Annotated in this window: 12 protein-coding genes; 7 read left to right on the top strand and 5 right to left on the bottom strand. The window is 68.7% G+C overall.

Translation table 11 applies throughout. The features are described from left to right. The first annotated feature begins 42 nt into the window (after positions 1-42). Both sucC and sucD read left to right on the top strand, forming a co-directional pair. Positions 43-1,209: an ADP-forming succinate--CoA ligase subunit beta gene (sucC, locus tag DOM66_RS06245; protein ID WP_110674421.1), complete on the top strand. Its 1,167-nt coding sequence runs from the start codon at positions 43-45 to the stop codon at positions 1,207-1,209. Further along, the gene (gene sucD, locus DOM66_RS06240; protein WP_110674422.1) at positions 1,209-2,081 is read left to right on the top strand and encodes a succinate--CoA ligase subunit alpha; all 873 of its coding nucleotides are present in this window, start codon (positions 1,209-1,211) and stop codon (positions 2,079-2,081) included. The genes sucC and sucD overlap by 1 nt, the downstream gene beginning before the upstream one ends. A gap of 216 nt (positions 2,082-2,297) precedes the next feature. Here sucD and DOM66_RS06235 read toward each other — a convergent pair whose 3' ends face one another. The 5 genes from DOM66_RS06235 to DOM66_RS06215 all read right to left on the bottom strand — a co-directional run bounded on the left by DOM66_RS06235 (position 2,298) and on the right by DOM66_RS06215 (position 8,149). After that, positions 2,298-3,296 carry a lysylphosphatidylglycerol synthase transmembrane domain-containing protein gene (locus tag DOM66_RS06235; protein WP_110674423.1) on the bottom strand — a complete coding sequence of 333 codons (999 nt, stop codon included), beginning with the start codon at positions 3,294-3,296 and terminating at the stop codon, positions 2,298-2,300. Next, on the bottom strand, positions 3,293-4,084 hold the full coding sequence (locus tag DOM66_RS06230) for a DUF2334 domain-containing protein (RefSeq protein ID WP_110674424.1): 792 nt from the start codon (positions 4,082-4,084) through the stop codon (positions 3,293-3,295). Before DOM66_RS06230 ends, DOM66_RS06235 begins: the two co-directional genes overlap by 4 nt. After that, on the bottom strand, positions 4,077-5,210 hold the full coding sequence (locus tag DOM66_RS06225; protein WP_110674425.1) for a glycosyltransferase family 4 protein: 1,134 nt from the start codon (positions 5,208-5,210) through the stop codon (positions 4,077-4,079). Before DOM66_RS06225 ends, DOM66_RS06230 begins: the two co-directional genes overlap by 8 nt. 218 nt (positions 5,211-5,428) lie before the next feature. Next, on the bottom strand, positions 5,429-7,369 hold the full coding sequence (locus DOM66_RS06220; protein WP_110689625.1) for an exoribonuclease II: 1,941 nt from the start codon (positions 7,367-7,369) through the stop codon (positions 5,429-5,431). Between the two features lie 120 nt (positions 7,370-7,489). Further along, a complete protein-coding gene (locus DOM66_RS06215; protein ID WP_245392366.1) occupies positions 7,490-8,149 on the bottom strand; it encodes an NAD(P)-binding oxidoreductase in 660 nt (219 codons plus the stop codon). Between the two features lie 147 nt (positions 8,150-8,296). Here DOM66_RS06215 and DOM66_RS06210 point away from each other — a divergent pair, with 147 nt between their 5' ends. From DOM66_RS06210 to nagE, 5 genes are all read left to right on the top strand, one after another. Further along, a complete protein-coding gene (locus DOM66_RS06210) occupies positions 8,297-9,031 on the top strand; it encodes a GntR family transcriptional regulator (protein ID WP_110674427.1) in 735 nt (244 codons plus the stop codon). 31 nt (positions 9,032-9,062) lie between these two features. Beyond that, positions 9,063-10,199, top strand: coding sequence for an N-acetylglucosamine-6-phosphate deacetylase (gene nagA, locus DOM66_RS06205; RefSeq protein WP_110689560.1), 1,137 nt, complete (start codon positions 9,063-9,065; stop codon positions 10,197-10,199). Beyond that, positions 10,190-11,209 carry an SIS domain-containing protein gene (locus tag DOM66_RS06200; RefSeq protein ID WP_110689559.1) on the top strand — a complete coding sequence of 340 codons (1,020 nt, stop codon included), beginning with the start codon at positions 10,190-10,192 and terminating at the stop codon, positions 11,207-11,209. Before nagA ends, DOM66_RS06200 begins: the two co-directional genes overlap by 10 nt. Before the next feature lie 113 nt (positions 11,210-11,322). Then, positions 11,323-13,947: a phosphoenolpyruvate--protein phosphotransferase gene (gene ptsP / locus DOM66_RS06195; RefSeq protein ID WP_110689558.1), complete on the top strand. Its 2,625-nt coding sequence runs from the start codon at positions 11,323-11,325 to the stop codon at positions 13,945-13,947. Between the two features lie 48 nt (positions 13,948-13,995). Then, the gene (gene nagE / locus DOM66_RS06190; RefSeq protein ID WP_110689557.1) at positions 13,996-15,684 is read left to right on the top strand and encodes an N-acetylglucosamine-specific PTS transporter subunit IIBC; all 1,689 of its coding nucleotides are present in this window, start codon (positions 13,996-13,998) and stop codon (positions 15,682-15,684) included. Positions 15,685-15,826 lie beyond the last annotated feature (142 nt).

The following is a 15,826-nucleotide window of genomic DNA, read 5'->3' as shown; positions in this document are numbered from 1 at the left end:
CCTCTGCCATTCGAGTCACATGCAACCTAATGGCATGAATCGATGAACCTTCACGAGTATCAGGGCAAGCAACTGTTTGCCGATTACGGTCTTCCGGTGTCCAAAGGCTTCGCCGTCGACACCCCCGAAGAAGCGGCACAGGCCTGCAAGAAAATCGGTGGCGACAAGTGGGTCGTCAAGGCCCAGGTCCATGCCGGTGGTCGCGGCAAGGCCGGCGGCGTCAAGCTGGTCGAGAGCCCGGAAGCCGCCAAGGCGTTCGCCGAGCAGTGGCTGGGCAAGAATCTGGTGACTTACCAGACCGACGAAAAAGGTCAGCCGGTCGCCAAGATTCTGGTCGAGAACTGCACCGATATCGCCACCGAACTCTACCTGGGTGCCGTGGTCGATCGCGCCACCCGTCGTGTGGTCTTCATGGCCTCCACCGAGGGCGGTGTCGAGATCGAGAAGGTCGCCGAGGAGACGCCCGAGAAGATCCTCAAGGCCGAGATCGATCCGCTGGTCGGCGCACAGCCGTACCAGGCACGTGAGCTGGCCTTCCAGCTGGGCCTGAACAAGGACCAGATCAAGCAGTTCACCAAGATCTTCCTGGGGCTCTCCAAGCTGTTCCACGACAAGGATCTGGCACTGCTGGAGATCAACCCGCTGGTGATCACCGACGAAGGCAATCTCCACTGCCTCGACGCCAAGATCAACCTGGACGCCAACGCCCTCTACCGTCATCCGGACCTGCAGGCGATGCGCGATCCGTCGCAGGAAGACGAGCGCGAAGCCCACGCCCAGGAGTGGGAACTCAACTACGTCGCCCTCGACGGCAACATCGGCTGCATGGTCAACGGTGCCGGTCTGGCCATGGGCACCATGGACATCGTCAACCTGAACGGCGGCAAGCCGGCCAACTTCCTCGACGTCGGTGGCGGCGCGACCAAGGAGCGGGTGGCGGAAGCGTTCAAGATCATTCTCTCCGACACCAACGTCAAGGCCGTGCTGGTCAACATCTTCGGCGGTATCGTGCGTTGTGACATGATCGCCGAAGGCATCATCGGTGCCGTCGAGCAGGTCGGCGTCAACGTGCCGGTCGTGGTGCGTCTGGAAGGTAACAACGCCGAGCTGGGTGCCGATAAGCTGGCCTCCAGCGGTCTGAACATCATCGCTGCTACCAGCCTGACTGACGCGGCTCAGCAGGTCGTCAAAGCGGCGGAGGGCAAGTAATGAGTATCCTGATCGACAAGAGCACCAAGGTCATCTGCCAGGGCTTCACCGGTGGCCAGGGGACCTTCCACTCCGAGCAGGCGATCGCCTACGGCACCAACATGGTCGGCGGCGTCACCCCGGGCAAGGGCGGCCAGGAGCATCTGGGCCTGCCGGTGTTCAACACCGTCAAGGAAGCGGTCGAGCAGACCGGCGCCGAGGCCAGCGTGATCTACGTGCCGGCCGCCTTCTGCAAGGACTCGATTCTCGAAGCCGCCAACGCCGGCATCAAGCTGATCGTGTGCATCACCGAAGGCATCCCGACCCTCGACATGCTCGACGTCAAGGTCAAGTGTGACGAGCTGGGCGTGCGCCTGATCGGCCCGAACTGCCCCGGCGTGATCACCCCGGGTGAGACCAAGATCGGCATCATGCCGGGTCACATCCACAAGCCGGGCAAGGTCGGTATCGTGTCGCGCTCCGGCACCCTGACCTACGAAGCGGTCAAGCAGACTACCGATCACGGCTTCGGCCAGTCCACCTGCGTGGGCATCGGCGGCGACCCGATCCCGGGTTCCACCTTCATCGACATCCTGGAGATGTTCGAGAAGGACCCGCAGACCGAAGCGATCGTGATGATCGGCGAGATCGGCGGCAACGCCGAAGAGGAAGCCGCGGCCTACATCAAGGCCAATGTTTCCAAGCCGGTGGTCTCCTACATCGCGGGTGTCACTGCCCCTCCGGGCAAGCGCATGGGTCACGCCGGTGCCATCATCGCCGGTGGTAAAGGCACCGCCGACGAGAAGTTCAAGGCACTGGAAGACGCCGGCGTCAAGACCGTGCGTTCGCTCGCCGAGATCGGTGACGCGCTGAAAGCCGCTACCGGCTGGTAAGCGCTTCACGGCGCGAGGCTTGCGCCTCGACGACGGCCCGCCAGGCACTGCCTGGCGGGCCGTTTTGCGTTCTGGTGCCGAGCCGAGATATCGCAAGCGCGGAGTCACGAGGGCACTGCTGCCATCGCGGTGTCGGGGGGGGCTCCGGGGAGGGGGCGGCCATCGATCTCCCGGACGGGAGATCGAGCGTGTGTGGCGCCGATCGCTAGCTGGCGATCAGCGCTGCTGGCGCCGGGCCATCATGCGCAGGAAGGCGCGGCCGGCGGTGGCGAGAAAGATCGGGAAGCCTGCCAGCAGATAGAAGTAGTAGGTGACGAAGCGCCAGATCAGTACCGAGGCGGCTGCCGCCTGGGCGCCGATCAGCGGGGTCAGCAGCGCCGAGGAGGTGAGTTCGGCGCCGCCGGCGCCACCGGGCAGAAAGCTCAACTGACCGGCGGCCATCGACACCATCTGCACCAGGAAGGTCCAGGCCCAGTCGATATGCTGCCCCAGCCCCTGAACCACCAGGAACAGCACGCTGTAGCGCACCAGCCAGTGAGCGCAGCAGAGCAGGAAGATGGCGAACAGCAGCCAGCGCGGCAGGCGCAGGGTTTCGACCAGCGAGTTGCGGAAGTGCAGCAGGCGGCGTGCCAGGCCGAAGCGAGAACGCCGCTTGACGTTGAGCTTCTCGAGCCAGCGCCCGGTCACCTGCATCACCCGGTTGTAGTGGCTCAGGGTCAGCCACAGGATCACCAGCGCGCTGACCAGCAGGGTGGTGGGCAGGCCCACCAGCCAGCCCAGCTGGAGATCGACCGCTTCAATCAGCACATAGGCGGCGACGCCGACCAGCCCGGAGAGGAAGAACAGCAGGTCGGTGAGCTGATCGACGGCGAAGATCGCCGAGGACTGCGCCGGGCGTACGCCGCGCCGGGCAAGCAGGCCGAGCAGGGTCAACGGCCCACCGGTGCCACCGGGGGTGGCGCAGATGGCGAATTCGGTGGCCATCACGATCGAGAAGGCGCGCACCTGCGACAGCTTGCCGGCGCGCCCGGCCAGTAGCAGGCGCAAGCGCAGGGCGTTGAGATTCCAGCACACGAAGATCATGCCCAGCATCATCAGCAGCAGCGAGGTGGGGAAGCTGCGCAGTTCGGTGACGATACCGCGGCCGCCGATCAGCAGTGGAATCGCCAGTGCCGCCACCAGGCCCAGCACCAGGCACCAGATGATACGCTTCATGCCGCCGAACGATCCTTGCGCGTGGCGAGATCGGGGGCGTGGTGGTCCAGCCAGTGCTGCTTGGTCACCGCTTGACGTCCCTCGCCCAGGAGTTGCTCCACCAACCGGTACCAGTAGTCGTAGGAGGAGCGATAGCGCATGTCGACCGGATGCAGGGCCAGGCGCAAGAGCGGGGCCTGCTGGAAGCGCCGCTGCTGGATCGCGCTGACCACGCGGGACATGCCGCGCCGCCAGGCGCTACGCGCGCTCCACACGATGCTCGGTGCGCTGAGCGGCTCGAAACCGGGCAGGCGGTAGAGCTGCTGCGGATCACTGGTGTAGGTGAAGGGGCGCTGGCCCAGCGCGGCGCGGGTGCCCTGACTCATCAGCCAGGCCGGGGCGACGAAGCCGCCATGGGGCCAGCCGCAGGCATCGAACTGGGCCATGCCGTCGTCGAGCAGGGCGCCGGCGGTAGCCTGATCGAGGGTGTAGAACTCACCCTCCCAGGTGTAGATGCGGCGCATGTAGAAGTCGTGCAGGGTGCGCGGTCGAGGCGCATCGTCACGGTGGAAGTAGCCGTGCAGCACCAGCTCGTCGCCGTGGGCCAGGCGTTGATCCAGGACCCGGCGCAGGCTGTCGCTGTGGCGACACTCGCCGCGGCCGTGGAAGTCGGGCACCACCAGCCAGGTGATCGGAATCGGGCCGAACCGCTCGCTCAGACGGTCGATCGCCGCGACGAAACCTTGATAGTCGGGCCAGGTTTCCGGGGCGATGTCGTGCAGTACCAGCGAGAAATGCCGTTCAGCCATGTTGCGATCCATGCTGCGCCGCGCCAGCGCTGGCGGTGGCGCTGGTGAGGCGGCGGTAGTGCGTGAGGAGGCCGTCGATGACGATATCCCAGTCGTGGTGGCGCTCGACGTAGCGGCGCGCCCGGCGCCCAGCCTGCTCGGCATCGTGCTGGGTGAACAGCTCGCGCACCGCGCGTGCCATGTCGGCGGGGGAGTGCGGCTCGCTGAGCAGGCCACAGCCCAGCGGCACGTTCTCGGCCAGCGCACCGGCCCGGGCGGCGATCACCGGGATCCCGCTGGCCATCGCCTCGAGGGCGACCAGACCGAAGGTCTCCTGGGTGCCGGCGTGGACCAGGGCATCGCTCGAGGCGAGCCAGCCTGCGACTTCCTCGGTCGGGGTGTAGCGGTCGATCACGCTGACGTTGTCAGGCGTCTGACTGGGCATGCTGGGGCCGACCAGTAGCAGGTGGTAGCCCTTGCCCAGCTGACGGGCCATCTCCAGCAGGTGATGCAGGTTCTTCTCGCGCGAGCCGCGGCCGACGAAGATCAGAAGCTTGGTGTCGTCGTCGAGGCCGAGCTTGGTGCGCAGGGCCGGATCGCGGAACCGCGGGTGGAAGCTCTCGAGGTCCACCCCCAGCGGCTGTACCGCGACATGCTCGATACCCAGCCGGGTCAGGCGCTCGGCCATCACCCGGCTGGGCGCCAGCACCTGGTCGAAACGTCGGTAGAGCCGGTAGACGTAGCGCTCGACCAGCCGGTCGGTGCCGCTACCGAGGCGATTGCTGATCAGGCGCGGCAGGTCCGAGTGATAGAAACCGACCACCGGCACGTCGAGCTTGCGTCCGGCGTCGAGCGCGGCCCAGCCGGTGACGTAGGGATCGCCCGCTTCGATGATGTCCGGCTTGACGCGCAGCAGCTCACGTTCCCAGCCGCGACGGCGCAGCGGAAAGCGATAGCCCTGACTGAACGGCAGCGGCGGCGAGGGCACCTCGTGCACACCGTCATGGGAGACCAGCTCGGCACCGGGGATCAGCAGGCTGCAGGTGACCCCGGGGAGTTTGGCCAGACGCCGGTGCTTGGCGTCGAGGTAGGTACGAACCCCGCCGCTGGCGGGGGCATAGAACATCGTGACGTCGGCAATATGCAACGAGCCGCTCCTCTAAAAAACGATCCCTGTCGATACGGCGCATTCCGAGAATGGCGATGACGCCAGAAAAGACCGGATGACGGAGTGCCGGCGGATCGCTCACGCCGGACGTTGAAGGTCTTTCCTAGACAGCAGTATATCGTGTCGCTGTCACAGGGTGTTCACACCATGGTGGTAGCCTGCATGCGCCGTCCATGGCGCAAGCGGCTCGTTTCATGTCACTCGGCGGGTGTCGCCACCAGCGAGCGGGTCGCTTCGCGCGCCTCGACCAGCTTGACGCGCAGCGTGCCGCCCAGCTGATAACAAGGTTCGCCGGCGATCTGGATGCGGCCTTCCTTGTCGTCGATCGCCACCTGATTGCGGTCGCTGTGCAGCATCGGCGCGGGGATGAAGGCGGTGGCGCCGTTGGCACTCAGTCGCACGCGCATGCCGCCACGACGGATATCGATGATATCGGCGTCGTACACCGTGCCTTGATCGAGGGATTGACCCAGATAGCGCACATAGAGCCAGTCTTTGACGTCACGTTCGGCCATTCGGTTCAGTCGCCGACGTTCGGTCAGTTGCTCGGTCAGTCGCTGGCTGGCCTCGGCCGGTGCCGCTTCACCCTTGAGCACCCCCTTGATCAGGCGATGGTTGACCATATCGCCGTACTTGCGGATCGGCGAGGTCCAGGTGGCATAGGCCGGCAGACCCAGCCCGAAGTGGGGGCCTGGGCGGGCGGACATGTTGGTGTAGCCCTGGAAACGGCGCAGGCGGGCGTCGAGCCAAGCGTCCTCGCGGTCATCCAGCGCCCGGCGCAGCTCGCGGTAGCGCGGCAGCTCGCTGAGCTGTTCGCGCTCCACCTCGATCCCCTGGGCGGCCAGGAACTCCAGCGCCGGGTCGAGCTTCTCCGGCTCGAAGGCGTGGTGGACGTTGAAGATCCCGTGACCCACTTCCCGCGACAGCAGGTCGGCGCAGCAGGCGTTGGCGACGATCATCGCCTCTTCGATCATGCGCTGGCCGGTACGACGGGTCTCGGTACGGATATCGAGCACGTTGCCGGCGTCGTCGAGATCGAAGACGTAGTCGGGGCGATCCTTGAATACCAGGGTGTGCTGCTCGCGCCAGGCCGCGCGGGCCTGGGCCAGGTCCCTGAGCGCCTCGAGCTGGGGGGCGATCGCCGCCGCCGGTGTTGCGGCGTCGTTCACCCCTTCGAGCCAGTCGGAGACGTCATCGTAGACCAGCCGCGCCTGGGAGCGGATGGTCGCGGCGAAGAAGCGGTACTCGCCGAGGGTGCCGTCGCGGCCCACCTGCAGACGGCAGGCGAGCACCGGGCGCTCGACCTCCGGCTTCAGCGAGCACAGGTCGTCGGCCAGCGCCTCCGGCAGCATGGTCACGTTCTGGCCCGGCAGGTAGACGGTGAAGGCGCGGGTGCGCGCCTCCTGGTCCGCCGGGTGGGACTCGTCGACATAGGCGGTGGGATCGGCGATCGCCACCGTCAGGGTCCAGCCGTCGTCGCTGGTCTCGACGCGCAGGGCGTCGTCCATGTCGCGGGTCTTCTCGCCGTCGATGGTGAAGAACGGCTCGGCGGTGAGATCCTCGCGGGTCAGCCCCTCTTCCTGCAGCGGCCAGGCCTCGGCGGCCGGCGGGCACTCCTGCTCCAGCGCATGGCGCGCCAGGGTCACTCGCCACGGCACGGCGGGGTCGTCACGCTTGACCACCAGCTCGTCGATCTGGGTGAAGAAGCCGCGGTCGTCGGGGCGCAGCGGATGGCGCACCAGACGTGCCACGACCCAGTCGCCGTCGGCGATGCTCGCCTCGTCGAGGGAGCGCTTGATACGCGCCTTGAGCGGCTGGTTGATCGAAGGATGATCGGGGATCACCGCGAGACGACCCTCGCGCAGCTGCACGCGGGCGATGAAGCGATCGAGGGAGGCTTCCAGAAGCTTTTCAGGCTCGGCCTGCTTCTTGTCGCCATCCTCCTTGATCGCGGCCTCGATACGATCGCCGTGCAGAACCTGCTTCATGGCGGGCGGGGGAATGAAGTAAGAGGTACCGTCCTCGGTCTCGAGGAAACCGAAGCCCTTGTCGGTGGCTTTGATGGTGCCCTGGGCACGCGGGGTATTGGCGCGGATGTCTTGCTTCAGCTGGGCCAGAAGAGCGTTGTTCTGCAGCATCGTATCGAATCGGTCGTTGGGCGAGAGCGACACTATACGGATTCCGGCGTTTTCACGCCAACCCGCCGCGCCGGCCGGACTGTCACCCGGCCGGCGCGGTGCAACTGTGGGTCCGTCGTCTCAACCCGCGTTCACCGCCTCGGCGATCGGGGTGGCGCCATCCAGCAGCACATACTCGCGGGCCGGGGCGCGGTGGTTGAGCACCGCCAGGGCAAAGCTGGCGACGTTGTCCCGCGACACCTCGCCGCTGGTCGAAGCGTCCTGCGACAGGGTGACGCGGCCGCTGCCCGCGGTATCGGTGAGGCGCCCCGGACGCAGCACCGTCCAGTCGAGCTCGCTGGCCATCAGGTAGGCGTCGGCGGCGCGCTTGGCGACCAGGTAAGGTTGCAGCTTCTCCGGTCCCGCCAGTGGGTCGACGTGCAGTGTGGAGACCATCACGAAGCGCTGGATGCCGGCCTCCCGTGCCTGATCCACGGCGCGCATGGCGCCATTGAGGTCGATCATCAGGGTGCGGTCGAGGCCGGTGGCGGCTCCGGAACCGGCGGTGAACAGCACCGCATCGCAGCCCTCGAAAGCACCTGCCATGTCGCCGGCGAGGTCTCCGACCACGCTCTCGACGCCCAGCTCGTCGAAGAAGGCCTGCTGTGAAGCGTCGCGCAGCATGGCGCGTACCGGCGATCCCTGGGCGGCGGCCTGCTGGCAGAAGCGGCGGCCGATCTGGCCGTTGGCACCGATGACCAGTGTCTTGCCCATCTCTTCTCTCCTCAAGGTGGTGATCATGCAATGGATCTCCTTCTGAGCATGGCAGAGGATGCGTGATACGACCAAAGTGGGGGCGGTAGGGGCTGGTGAAGTGGTATTGCAGTGGTTATGTTAGTGGTATTGAACTGGTATCAATACTGACGCTTCTGCCCCGGACCATATGCCATGCCGTCGTCACTCTCCCGCCTGCAACTCGACCCCTCGCGCGCCACGCCGCTCTATCGGCAGCTGGCGCAGCAACTGATCGACGCGATCGAGTCCGGTGACTGGGAGGCGGGCGAGGCGCTGCCCTCGGAGCGGGTGCTGGCGGAGACCCTGGATATTTCGCGGATCACCGCGCGCAAGGCGCTCGATCGGCTGGTCGCGCTGGGCCTGATCCAGCGCAACCGCGGCTCCGGCACCTTCATTGCCCCTCGGCTCAATCAGTCGCTGACGCGGCTCACCAGCTTTACCGACCTGCTGGTCCAGCGCGGGCACCGCCCCAGCTCACGCTGGCTCGAGCGGCGCCTGGGCGTGCCCACGGCGGAGGAGGGGCTGCGCCTGGGGCTGACCGCGGATAGCCGGGTGGCGCGTTTGAAACGCCTGCGCCTGGCTGACGACGTGGTGGTGGCGGTGGAGGAGAGCTGCCTGCCGGTGAGCGTGGTGGCCGACCCGCAGGCGGTCGAGCACTCGCTCTACCGCTATCTCGAGGCTCAGGGCACGCCGGTGGTGCGCGCACTGCAGCATGTGTCGGCGTGCAACGCCGACACCGAGCTGGCGGCGCTGGCCGAGGTCGCCGAGTCCCAGGCGCTGCTGGTGATGACCCGTCTGGGTTACCTGGCGGACGGTCGGGCGGCGGAGCTGACCATCACCTACTGCCGTACCGACTACTACGACTTCATGGTGGAACTGACGCAGTGATGCCGGCGGTGGCATCACCAGAGGAGAGCACATGCTGTACGGCAACATCCTGACCCCGGACGGCTGGCGGCTGGGCTGGCTGCGCTGGCAGGCAGGGCGGGTGACGGCGATCGACGGCGACGCGGTCGACCCGACCGACAACGATCACCCGCGGCTGCTGCCGGGGTTCGTCGACCTGCACGTGCATGGTGGCGGCGGTGCCGACGCCATGGAGGGGGGCGAGGCCGCGGCGACGTTGGCGCGCACCCACGTACGTTTCGGCACCACCAGCCTGCTGGTGACCACCATGACTGCGCCCCCGGCGGAGATCGAACGCGCCCTGCGTGACGCCGCGGCCTGGGTGGCTGCGCCCCCCGAGTGCGCCGCGCGGCTGCTCGGGGTGCATCTGGAGGGGCCCTATATCAATCCCGGCAAGCTCGGCGCCCAGCCGCCGCACGCGCGCCCCGGGGTGATCGCGGAGGTCGAGGCGCTGCTGGCGCTGGCACCGATCCGGCTGTTGACCCTGGCCCCGGAGCTCTCCGGGCACGCCGAACTGATCCGCCATCTCGATGCCCGCGGCGTGCGGGTGCAGATGGGCCACTCGTTGGGCAGCTATGAAGAGGGGGCGGCCGGGCTCGCCCACGGTGCCCGCGGTTTCACCCACCTGTTCAACGCCATGAGCGGCCTTCACCACCGTAAGCCGGGCATGGTCGGCGCCGCCCTGGCCCATGCCGAGTACGCCGAGATCATCCCCGACCTGCTGCACGTGCATCCGGGGGCGATCCGCGCCGCGTTGCGCTGCATCCCGCGGCTCTACGCGGTGACCGACTCCACCGCGGCGGCGGGTATGCCCGACGGCGAGTATCGGCTCGGCACGCAGCACGTCACCAAGTGCCTGGGCGGCGTGCGCCTGGCCGACGGCACGCTGGCCGGCAGTACCCTGACCATGGATCAGGCATTGCGCAACCTGGTCGCCATCGGCCTCGACCTGGCCGATGCCGCCCAGCGGTTGTCGCGCTTTCCCGCCGACTTTCTCGGCGAGCACGCGATCGGCCGGCTCGAGGTTGGCGCCCACGCCGACGTCGCGGTGATGAGCGCCGATCTCGACCTCGACGCCGTCTATGTCGGCGGCGAGTGTGTCCACCGCCGCGACGCGGCGTCTACCACGGAGACAGACCCATGTCGCTGATGCTGGAAGAGGCACTGAGCGCCCCGCAACGCCTGCGCGAACAGTGGCACTCCAATGCCGAGGGGGTAGCTGCACTGGGGCGCGAGCTGCGGGAAGCCGATCTGCACGGCGCGGTGACCGTGGCGCGTGGCAGCTCCGATCATGCGGCGTCCTATTTTGCCTACCTCGGCATGAAGCGGCTGGGGCTGCCGATCGCCTCGATCCCGCCCTCGCTGACCACGCTTTCGGGAACCCCGTGGCGGGTCGCCGGGCAACTGGCGCTGGGGATCTCGCAGTCCGGGGCGAGCCCCGATCTGATCGCGACCCAGCGCGCGCTGGCGGCGGGCGGTGCGCGCACCCTGGCGCTGGTCAACGCCCCCGACTCCGAACTGGCGGCGGCCTCGCGGCACAGCCTGGGCCTGCATGCCGGCGTCGAGCAGAGCGTGGCGGCGACCAAGAGCTATCTCGCGACCCTCGCCGCCGCGGCGCATCTGATCGCGGCCTGGCAGGGCGACCGCGAGCTGTTGGGCGCCCTCGAGCGGCTACCCGAGCGGCTCGAAGCGGCCGCCGCCTGCGACTGGCAGCCCGCGGTCGAGGCGCTGCGCACGGTCGACCGGCTGCTGGTGATCGGGCGCGGGGTAGGGCTGGCCGTCGCCCAGGAAGCGGCGCTCAAGTTCAAGGAGACCTGCGGCATCCAGGCCGAGCCGTTCAGCGGCGCCGAGGTCAAGCATGGCCCGATGGCGCTGATCGAACCCGGCTACCCGGTGCTGGTATTGGCACCGCCGGGGCCGGATCAGGCCGGCCTGCTCGATCTGGCGGCATGGCTGCGCGGGGTCGGCGCGCGGGTACTGCTGGCGGCGGACGCCAGCGTCACCTCGCGCGAGCTGGAGCTGAGCGATGCCGGCCACGACGACCTCCAGCCACTGGCGGTGATCCAGAGCTTCTACGTCATGGCGGCACGTCTGGCGGTGGCCCGCGGTGGCGATCCTGACCGCCCGCGGCATCTGCAGAAGGTGACCCGCACGCTTTAGGCCGCGTTCCAGGAACCCGTTAGGGCGCATGCCCGCCGCCCCCATTCACTATCTCGGGTGGGGGCGAGGGCAGGGCTTTCTCCATTCACGCTTCACACGCCGCCGGAGGTCTCATGGCATCTTCTCCCCTCATTCTCAGCGCGCCCCTGCGGGGCCTGGTGGTGGCGCTCGGCGATCTGCCCGATCCGGTCTTCGCGGCCGAGGCCCTGGGTCCCGGGATCGCGCTCGACCCCCTCGACGACATCCTCCACGCCCCCTGCGACGGCGAGGTGATCCAGTGTGCGCGGACCCGCCATGCGGTGACCCTGCGTGACGACACCGGCGGCGAGTGGCTGCTGCATCTGGGGCTCGATACCGTCGATCTGGCTGGCGACGGCTTCACCCTGCTGGTGGCCGAAGGTGAGCGGATCACCGCCGGCACGGCATTGCTGCGCTTCGATGCCGACCGGGTGGCGCGCCAGGCCAAGGCGCTGCTGACGCCGATCGTGCTGACCAACGCCGCGGACCAGCGCCTCGAGCTGCTGGCGACGCCGGGGCAGGTGGTCGAGCGCGGAGAAGCGCTGCTGCTCTGCCATGTCGATGGTGCCGGGGAGGCCGAGGGCGCAGGCTTGAATAGTGATGCGGCGAGTGATGATGACCAGGCCGCCACGGAAGTCCGCCGAGAGCTGACCGTCGCCGCCGCCAGCGGCGTGCACGCGCGTCCGGCGGCGCGCCTGCGGGCCATCGCCCGGGCGCACGACGTCGCCCTGCGGTTGGTGGCGGCGGATGGCCGTGAGGCCGATGCCGCGAGTGTCAGCGCGCTGCTCAACCTGGGGCTGGTCCAGGGCAGCCGCGTGACCCTGGTGGCCCGGGGCGCGCAAGGAGAAGCCGCGCTCGAGGCCGCGAGCACGCTGCTGGCCACACCGGAAACGTCGCCGGCCGCCGCATCCCAGGCGCCCGCTGAGGCGCCGGCGCCGTCTGCCTCGTCGTCGACGGCGCGCGCTGATCCGGAGGGAGAGCCTGGCCAGCTGCGCGGCACCCGCGCCAGTCCGGGGATCGCGATCGGTCCGCTGCGCCACTATGACCCGCCGCTGCCGCGGGTCGCCGAGACGGCGGCCGACCCGGCGGCGGAGCGTCAGGCGCTGACAGCGGCACTGGAGACGGTCGCGGCGACCCTCGAGGCCTCCCGGCGTGCGGCCGTGGCGCAGGGGCACCAGGAAGAAGCGGAGATCTTCGACGCCCACCTGGCGTGGCTGGAGGACCCGGCGCTGCGCGAGGCCGCCGAGCATCATATCGCCGCCGGGTCCAGCGCCGGGCAGGGCTGGTATGCGGCGCTGCAGCGTGAGGTCGAGCGGCTCGAGGCGAGCGACAGCGCGCTGCTGGCGGCACGTGTCGACGATCTGCGCGACCTGCAGCGACGGGTGATGACACCGCTGGCGGAGGCGGGCGAGGACGCGCGGGAGGTCGCGGATGACGATCTCGACGGAGCGATTCTGATCGCCCGCGAGATGACCCCGTCGCAGTTCGTGGCCGTGGCCGGGCGTATTCAGGGCCTGTGTCTGGCCGCCGGTGGAGTCACCTCCCATCTGGCCATCCTGGCCCGGGCACGGGGGGTGCCCTGCGTGATGGGGCTGGGCGAGGCGCTGCTCTCGCTCACTGCCGAACGTGCCGTGCTCGACGCTACCCATGGCGTGCTCGAGAGTGCCCCCGACGCCGAGCGTCTGGCGCAGCGAGAAGCCGAGCGCGAACGTCACCGGGCTCAGGCTCGCGCCGCCGCCGAGCAGGCCCAGGGGGTGGCGGTCACCCGTGACGGGCGCCAGGTGCATGTCGCCGCGAACGTCGGGTCGGCCGCGGAAGCGGAGGCCGCCGCCCGTGCCGGCGCCGACGGCGTGGGCCTGCTGCGCAGCGAATTCCTGTTCCTGGGGCGCGCCGCGGCACCTACCCGCGATGCGCAGCAGAGGGAGTATGCCGCCGCGCTGGCGGCGCTCGGCGGCAAGCCGGTGATCGTGCGCCTGCTCGATATCGGCGCCGACAAGCAGCTCGACTACCTGACCCTGCCGGCGGCGCCCAACCCGGCCCTGGGCGAGCGTGGCATACGCCTGTGGCGGGCCTTCCCCGAGCTGTTCGACACCCAGCTCGAGGCGCTGCTGCTGGCGGGCAGCGAGGTGGCGGATGCGGCGCAAACCACGCTGCCGCTGCGCCTGATGCTGCCGATGGTGAGCGATGTCGGCGAGCTGCGCTGGGTTCGCCAGCGGCTCGTGGCGTGTGCCACCGCGCTGGGCATCACCCGGCTGCCGGCCCTGGGGGTGATGATCGAGGTGCCGTCGGCGGCGCTGTGCGCCGCGAGCCTGGCCCGGGAGGCCGACTTCTTCTCTATCGGTACCAACGACCTGACCCAGTACGCCCTGGCGATGGATCGCGAGGTGGCGGCGCTGGCGGCGCACTGCGACGTGCTTCACCCCGGCGTGCTGCGGCTGATCCAGGCCACCCTTGAGGGGGCCCGAGGCCGCTGTCCGGTCGGGGTGTGCGGAGCGGCCGCCGGGGATCCACTGGCGGCGCTGCTGCTGGTGGCGATGGGGGTCGACGAGCTGTCGCTGGAGCCCGCCGGCATTGCCGGTCTCAAGGCGTCGCTGCGCGCACTGGATACAGCGGCCCTGGCCGCCCGGGTGCCGGAGCTGCTGGCACTCGACGATGGCGCCGCGGTGCGCGCGGCACTGACGACGTGGCTCGATACGCCGGCGTCCGCGGCACAGGCGTGACCACGCGCCAGCATCATATTCACAATCACAAGATCTCAGGAGAGGGGCATGCTCCAGACATTGGGTATCCGGCTGATGGCCGGACTGCAGAAACTCGGGCGCTCGCTGATGCTGCCCATCGCGGTGTTGCCGGTGGCGGGTCTGCTGCTGCGCCTGGGGCAGCCCGACCTGCTCGACATCGGTTTCGTCGCCAATGCCGGCAATGCGATCTTCTCCCACCTGGCGCTGATCTTCGCCATCGGCGTGGCGGTAGGCTTGGCCGATGACGACAACGGTGCTGCCGGGCTGGCCGGGGTGATCGGTTATCTGGTGCTGGAGGCGGTGCTGGAGACGCTCAACCCGGATATCAACATGGGCGTACTCGCCGGCATCATCATCGGTAGCGTGGCGGGCCTACTCTACAATCGCTACAAGGCGATCAAGCTGCCGGATTACCTGGCGTTCTTCGGTGGGCGGCGCTTCATCCCCATCGTCACCGGTCTCTCGGCGGTGGCCTTGGGTGGGCTCTTCGGGGTGATCTGGCCGCCGATCCAGCACGCCATCGATCAGCTCGGCCAGTGGCTGATCGATGCCGGCGACCTGGGGCTGTTCGTCTATGGTGTGCTCAATCGCATCCTGATCGTCACCGGATTGCACCATGTGCTCAATAGCTTCGTGTGGTTCGTATTCGGCAGCTACGACGGGGCGACCGGCGATCTCAATCGCTTCTTCGCTGGCGACCCCAGCGCGGGCGGCTTCATGGCGGGCTTCTTCCCGGTGATGATGTTCGGGCTGCCGGCGGCGGCGCTGGCGATGTACCACGCCGCACCGCGGGGCCGGCGCGCCCAGGTCGGCGGCTTGCTGCTGTCGCTTGCACTGACGGCCTTCCTCACCGGGGTGACCGAGCCGATCGAGTTCTCGTTCATGTTCCTGGCGCCGCTGCTCTACGCCTTCCATGCCCTGATGACCGGCCTGTCGATGGCGCTGATGGACCTGCTCGGAGTCAAGCTCGGCTTTACCTTCTCCGCTGGCGCCTTCGACTACGCGCTCTCCTATGGGCTCTCGACCCACGGCTGGATGATGATCCCGGTGGGGCTGGCTTATTTCGCGCTCTACTATCTGGTATTCCGCTGGGCCATCGCACGTTTCGATCTGCCGACGCCGGGGCGCGAGCCCGATGCGCCGGCGGGGCCTGCCGCGGCCAGCGCAGGACCGCGCGGCCCCGCGTTCGTCGAGGCACTCGGCGGTGTCGCCAATCTGGTCAGCGTGGGCGCCTGTACCACGCGCCTGCGGCTGGTGATGAGTGATGCGGGGGCCATCGACGAGACGACGCTCAAGACGCTGGGCGCGCGCGGCATCCTGCGCCTGCGCGGCGGTGGCCTGCAGGTGATCCTGGGGCCGATCGCCGACGCTGTGGCCGATGACATTCGCACCGCGCTGCGCCAGCAGGGCGCCGCTGTCGAGGCCGCGCCGGTGCCGGCAACGGTGGAGGAGGAGCGCGCCGCGCTGGCCGTGGCCGAGCTCGATGCCGACTCCCGCGAGGCGTGGCTGGCAGTGGTGGGCGGGCACGACAATCTGCGCCAGGTGAGTGTCGTCGCCACGACCCGGCTGCGCCTCGACCTGGCCGACCGCCGGCAGTTGGACGAGGCCACGCTGCGCGGGCTGGGCGCGGCCGGGGTCCAGCGCTTCGCCGATGGCACCCTGCATGTGGTGATGGGGCCGCAGGCGGCGGCGGTGGCCAAGAGTCTGGCTGACTGAGCCTCACCCGCGGCGCGACAGTGGTATCTTGGGCCGCAGACGACGCGCACGTCGTCGGCGCCTCAGGTGCGGCGCCGCGCCAGGTCGGCGAGCGCTGACCGCTGTCACACAAAGCCCCCTCTGCCAGAGTCACAGGAGCTCT

The sequence above is a fragment of the Salinicola endophyticus genome, assembly GCF_003206575.1.
Classification (GTDB): domain Bacteria; phylum Pseudomonadota; class Gammaproteobacteria; order Pseudomonadales; family Halomonadaceae; genus Salinicola; species Salinicola endophyticus.
Note: the sequence above shows the minus strand (reverse complement) of the source record. Positions and strands in the feature narration are given on the sequence as shown.

What these genes read in the sequence shown, in the direction of transcription:
- DOM66_RS06215 (WP_245392366.1), bottom strand. Translation starts at nt 8,149, where the DNA reads ATGATCACCACCTTGAGGAGAGAAGAGATGGGCAAGACACTGGTCATC.
- DOM66_RS06200 (WP_110689559.1), top strand. Translation starts at nt 10,190, where the DNA reads ATGTCGCTGATGCTGGAAGAGGCACTGAGCGCCCCGCAACGCCTGCGC.
- nagE (WP_110689557.1), top strand. Translation starts at nt 13,996, where the DNA reads ATGCTCCAGACATTGGGTATCCGGCTGATGGCCGGACTGCAGAAACTC.
- sucC (WP_110674421.1), top strand. Translation starts at nt 43, where the DNA reads ATGAACCTTCACGAGTATCAGGGCAAGCAACTGTTTGCCGATTACGGT.
- DOM66_RS06220 (WP_110689625.1), bottom strand. Translation starts at nt 7,369, where the DNA reads ATGCTGCAGAACAACGCTCTTCTGGCCCAGCTGAAGCAAGACATCCGC.
- DOM66_RS06235 (WP_110674423.1), bottom strand. Translation starts at nt 3,296, where the DNA reads ATGAAGCGTATCATCTGGTGCCTGGTGCTGGGCCTGGTGGCGGCACTG.
- sucD (WP_110674422.1), top strand. Translation starts at nt 1,209, where the DNA reads ATGAGTATCCTGATCGACAAGAGCACCAAGGTCATCTGCCAGGGCTTC.
- DOM66_RS06230 (WP_110674424.1), bottom strand. Translation starts at nt 4,084, where the DNA reads ATGGCTGAACGGCATTTCTCGCTGGTACTGCACGACATCGCCCCGGAA.
- DOM66_RS06210 (WP_110674427.1), top strand. Translation starts at nt 8,297, where the DNA reads ATGCCGTCGTCACTCTCCCGCCTGCAACTCGACCCCTCGCGCGCCACG.
- nagA (WP_110689560.1), top strand. Translation starts at nt 9,063, where the DNA reads ATGCTGTACGGCAACATCCTGACCCCGGACGGCTGGCGGCTGGGCTGG.
- ptsP (WP_110689558.1), top strand. Translation starts at nt 11,323, where the DNA reads ATGGCATCTTCTCCCCTCATTCTCAGCGCGCCCCTGCGGGGCCTGGTG.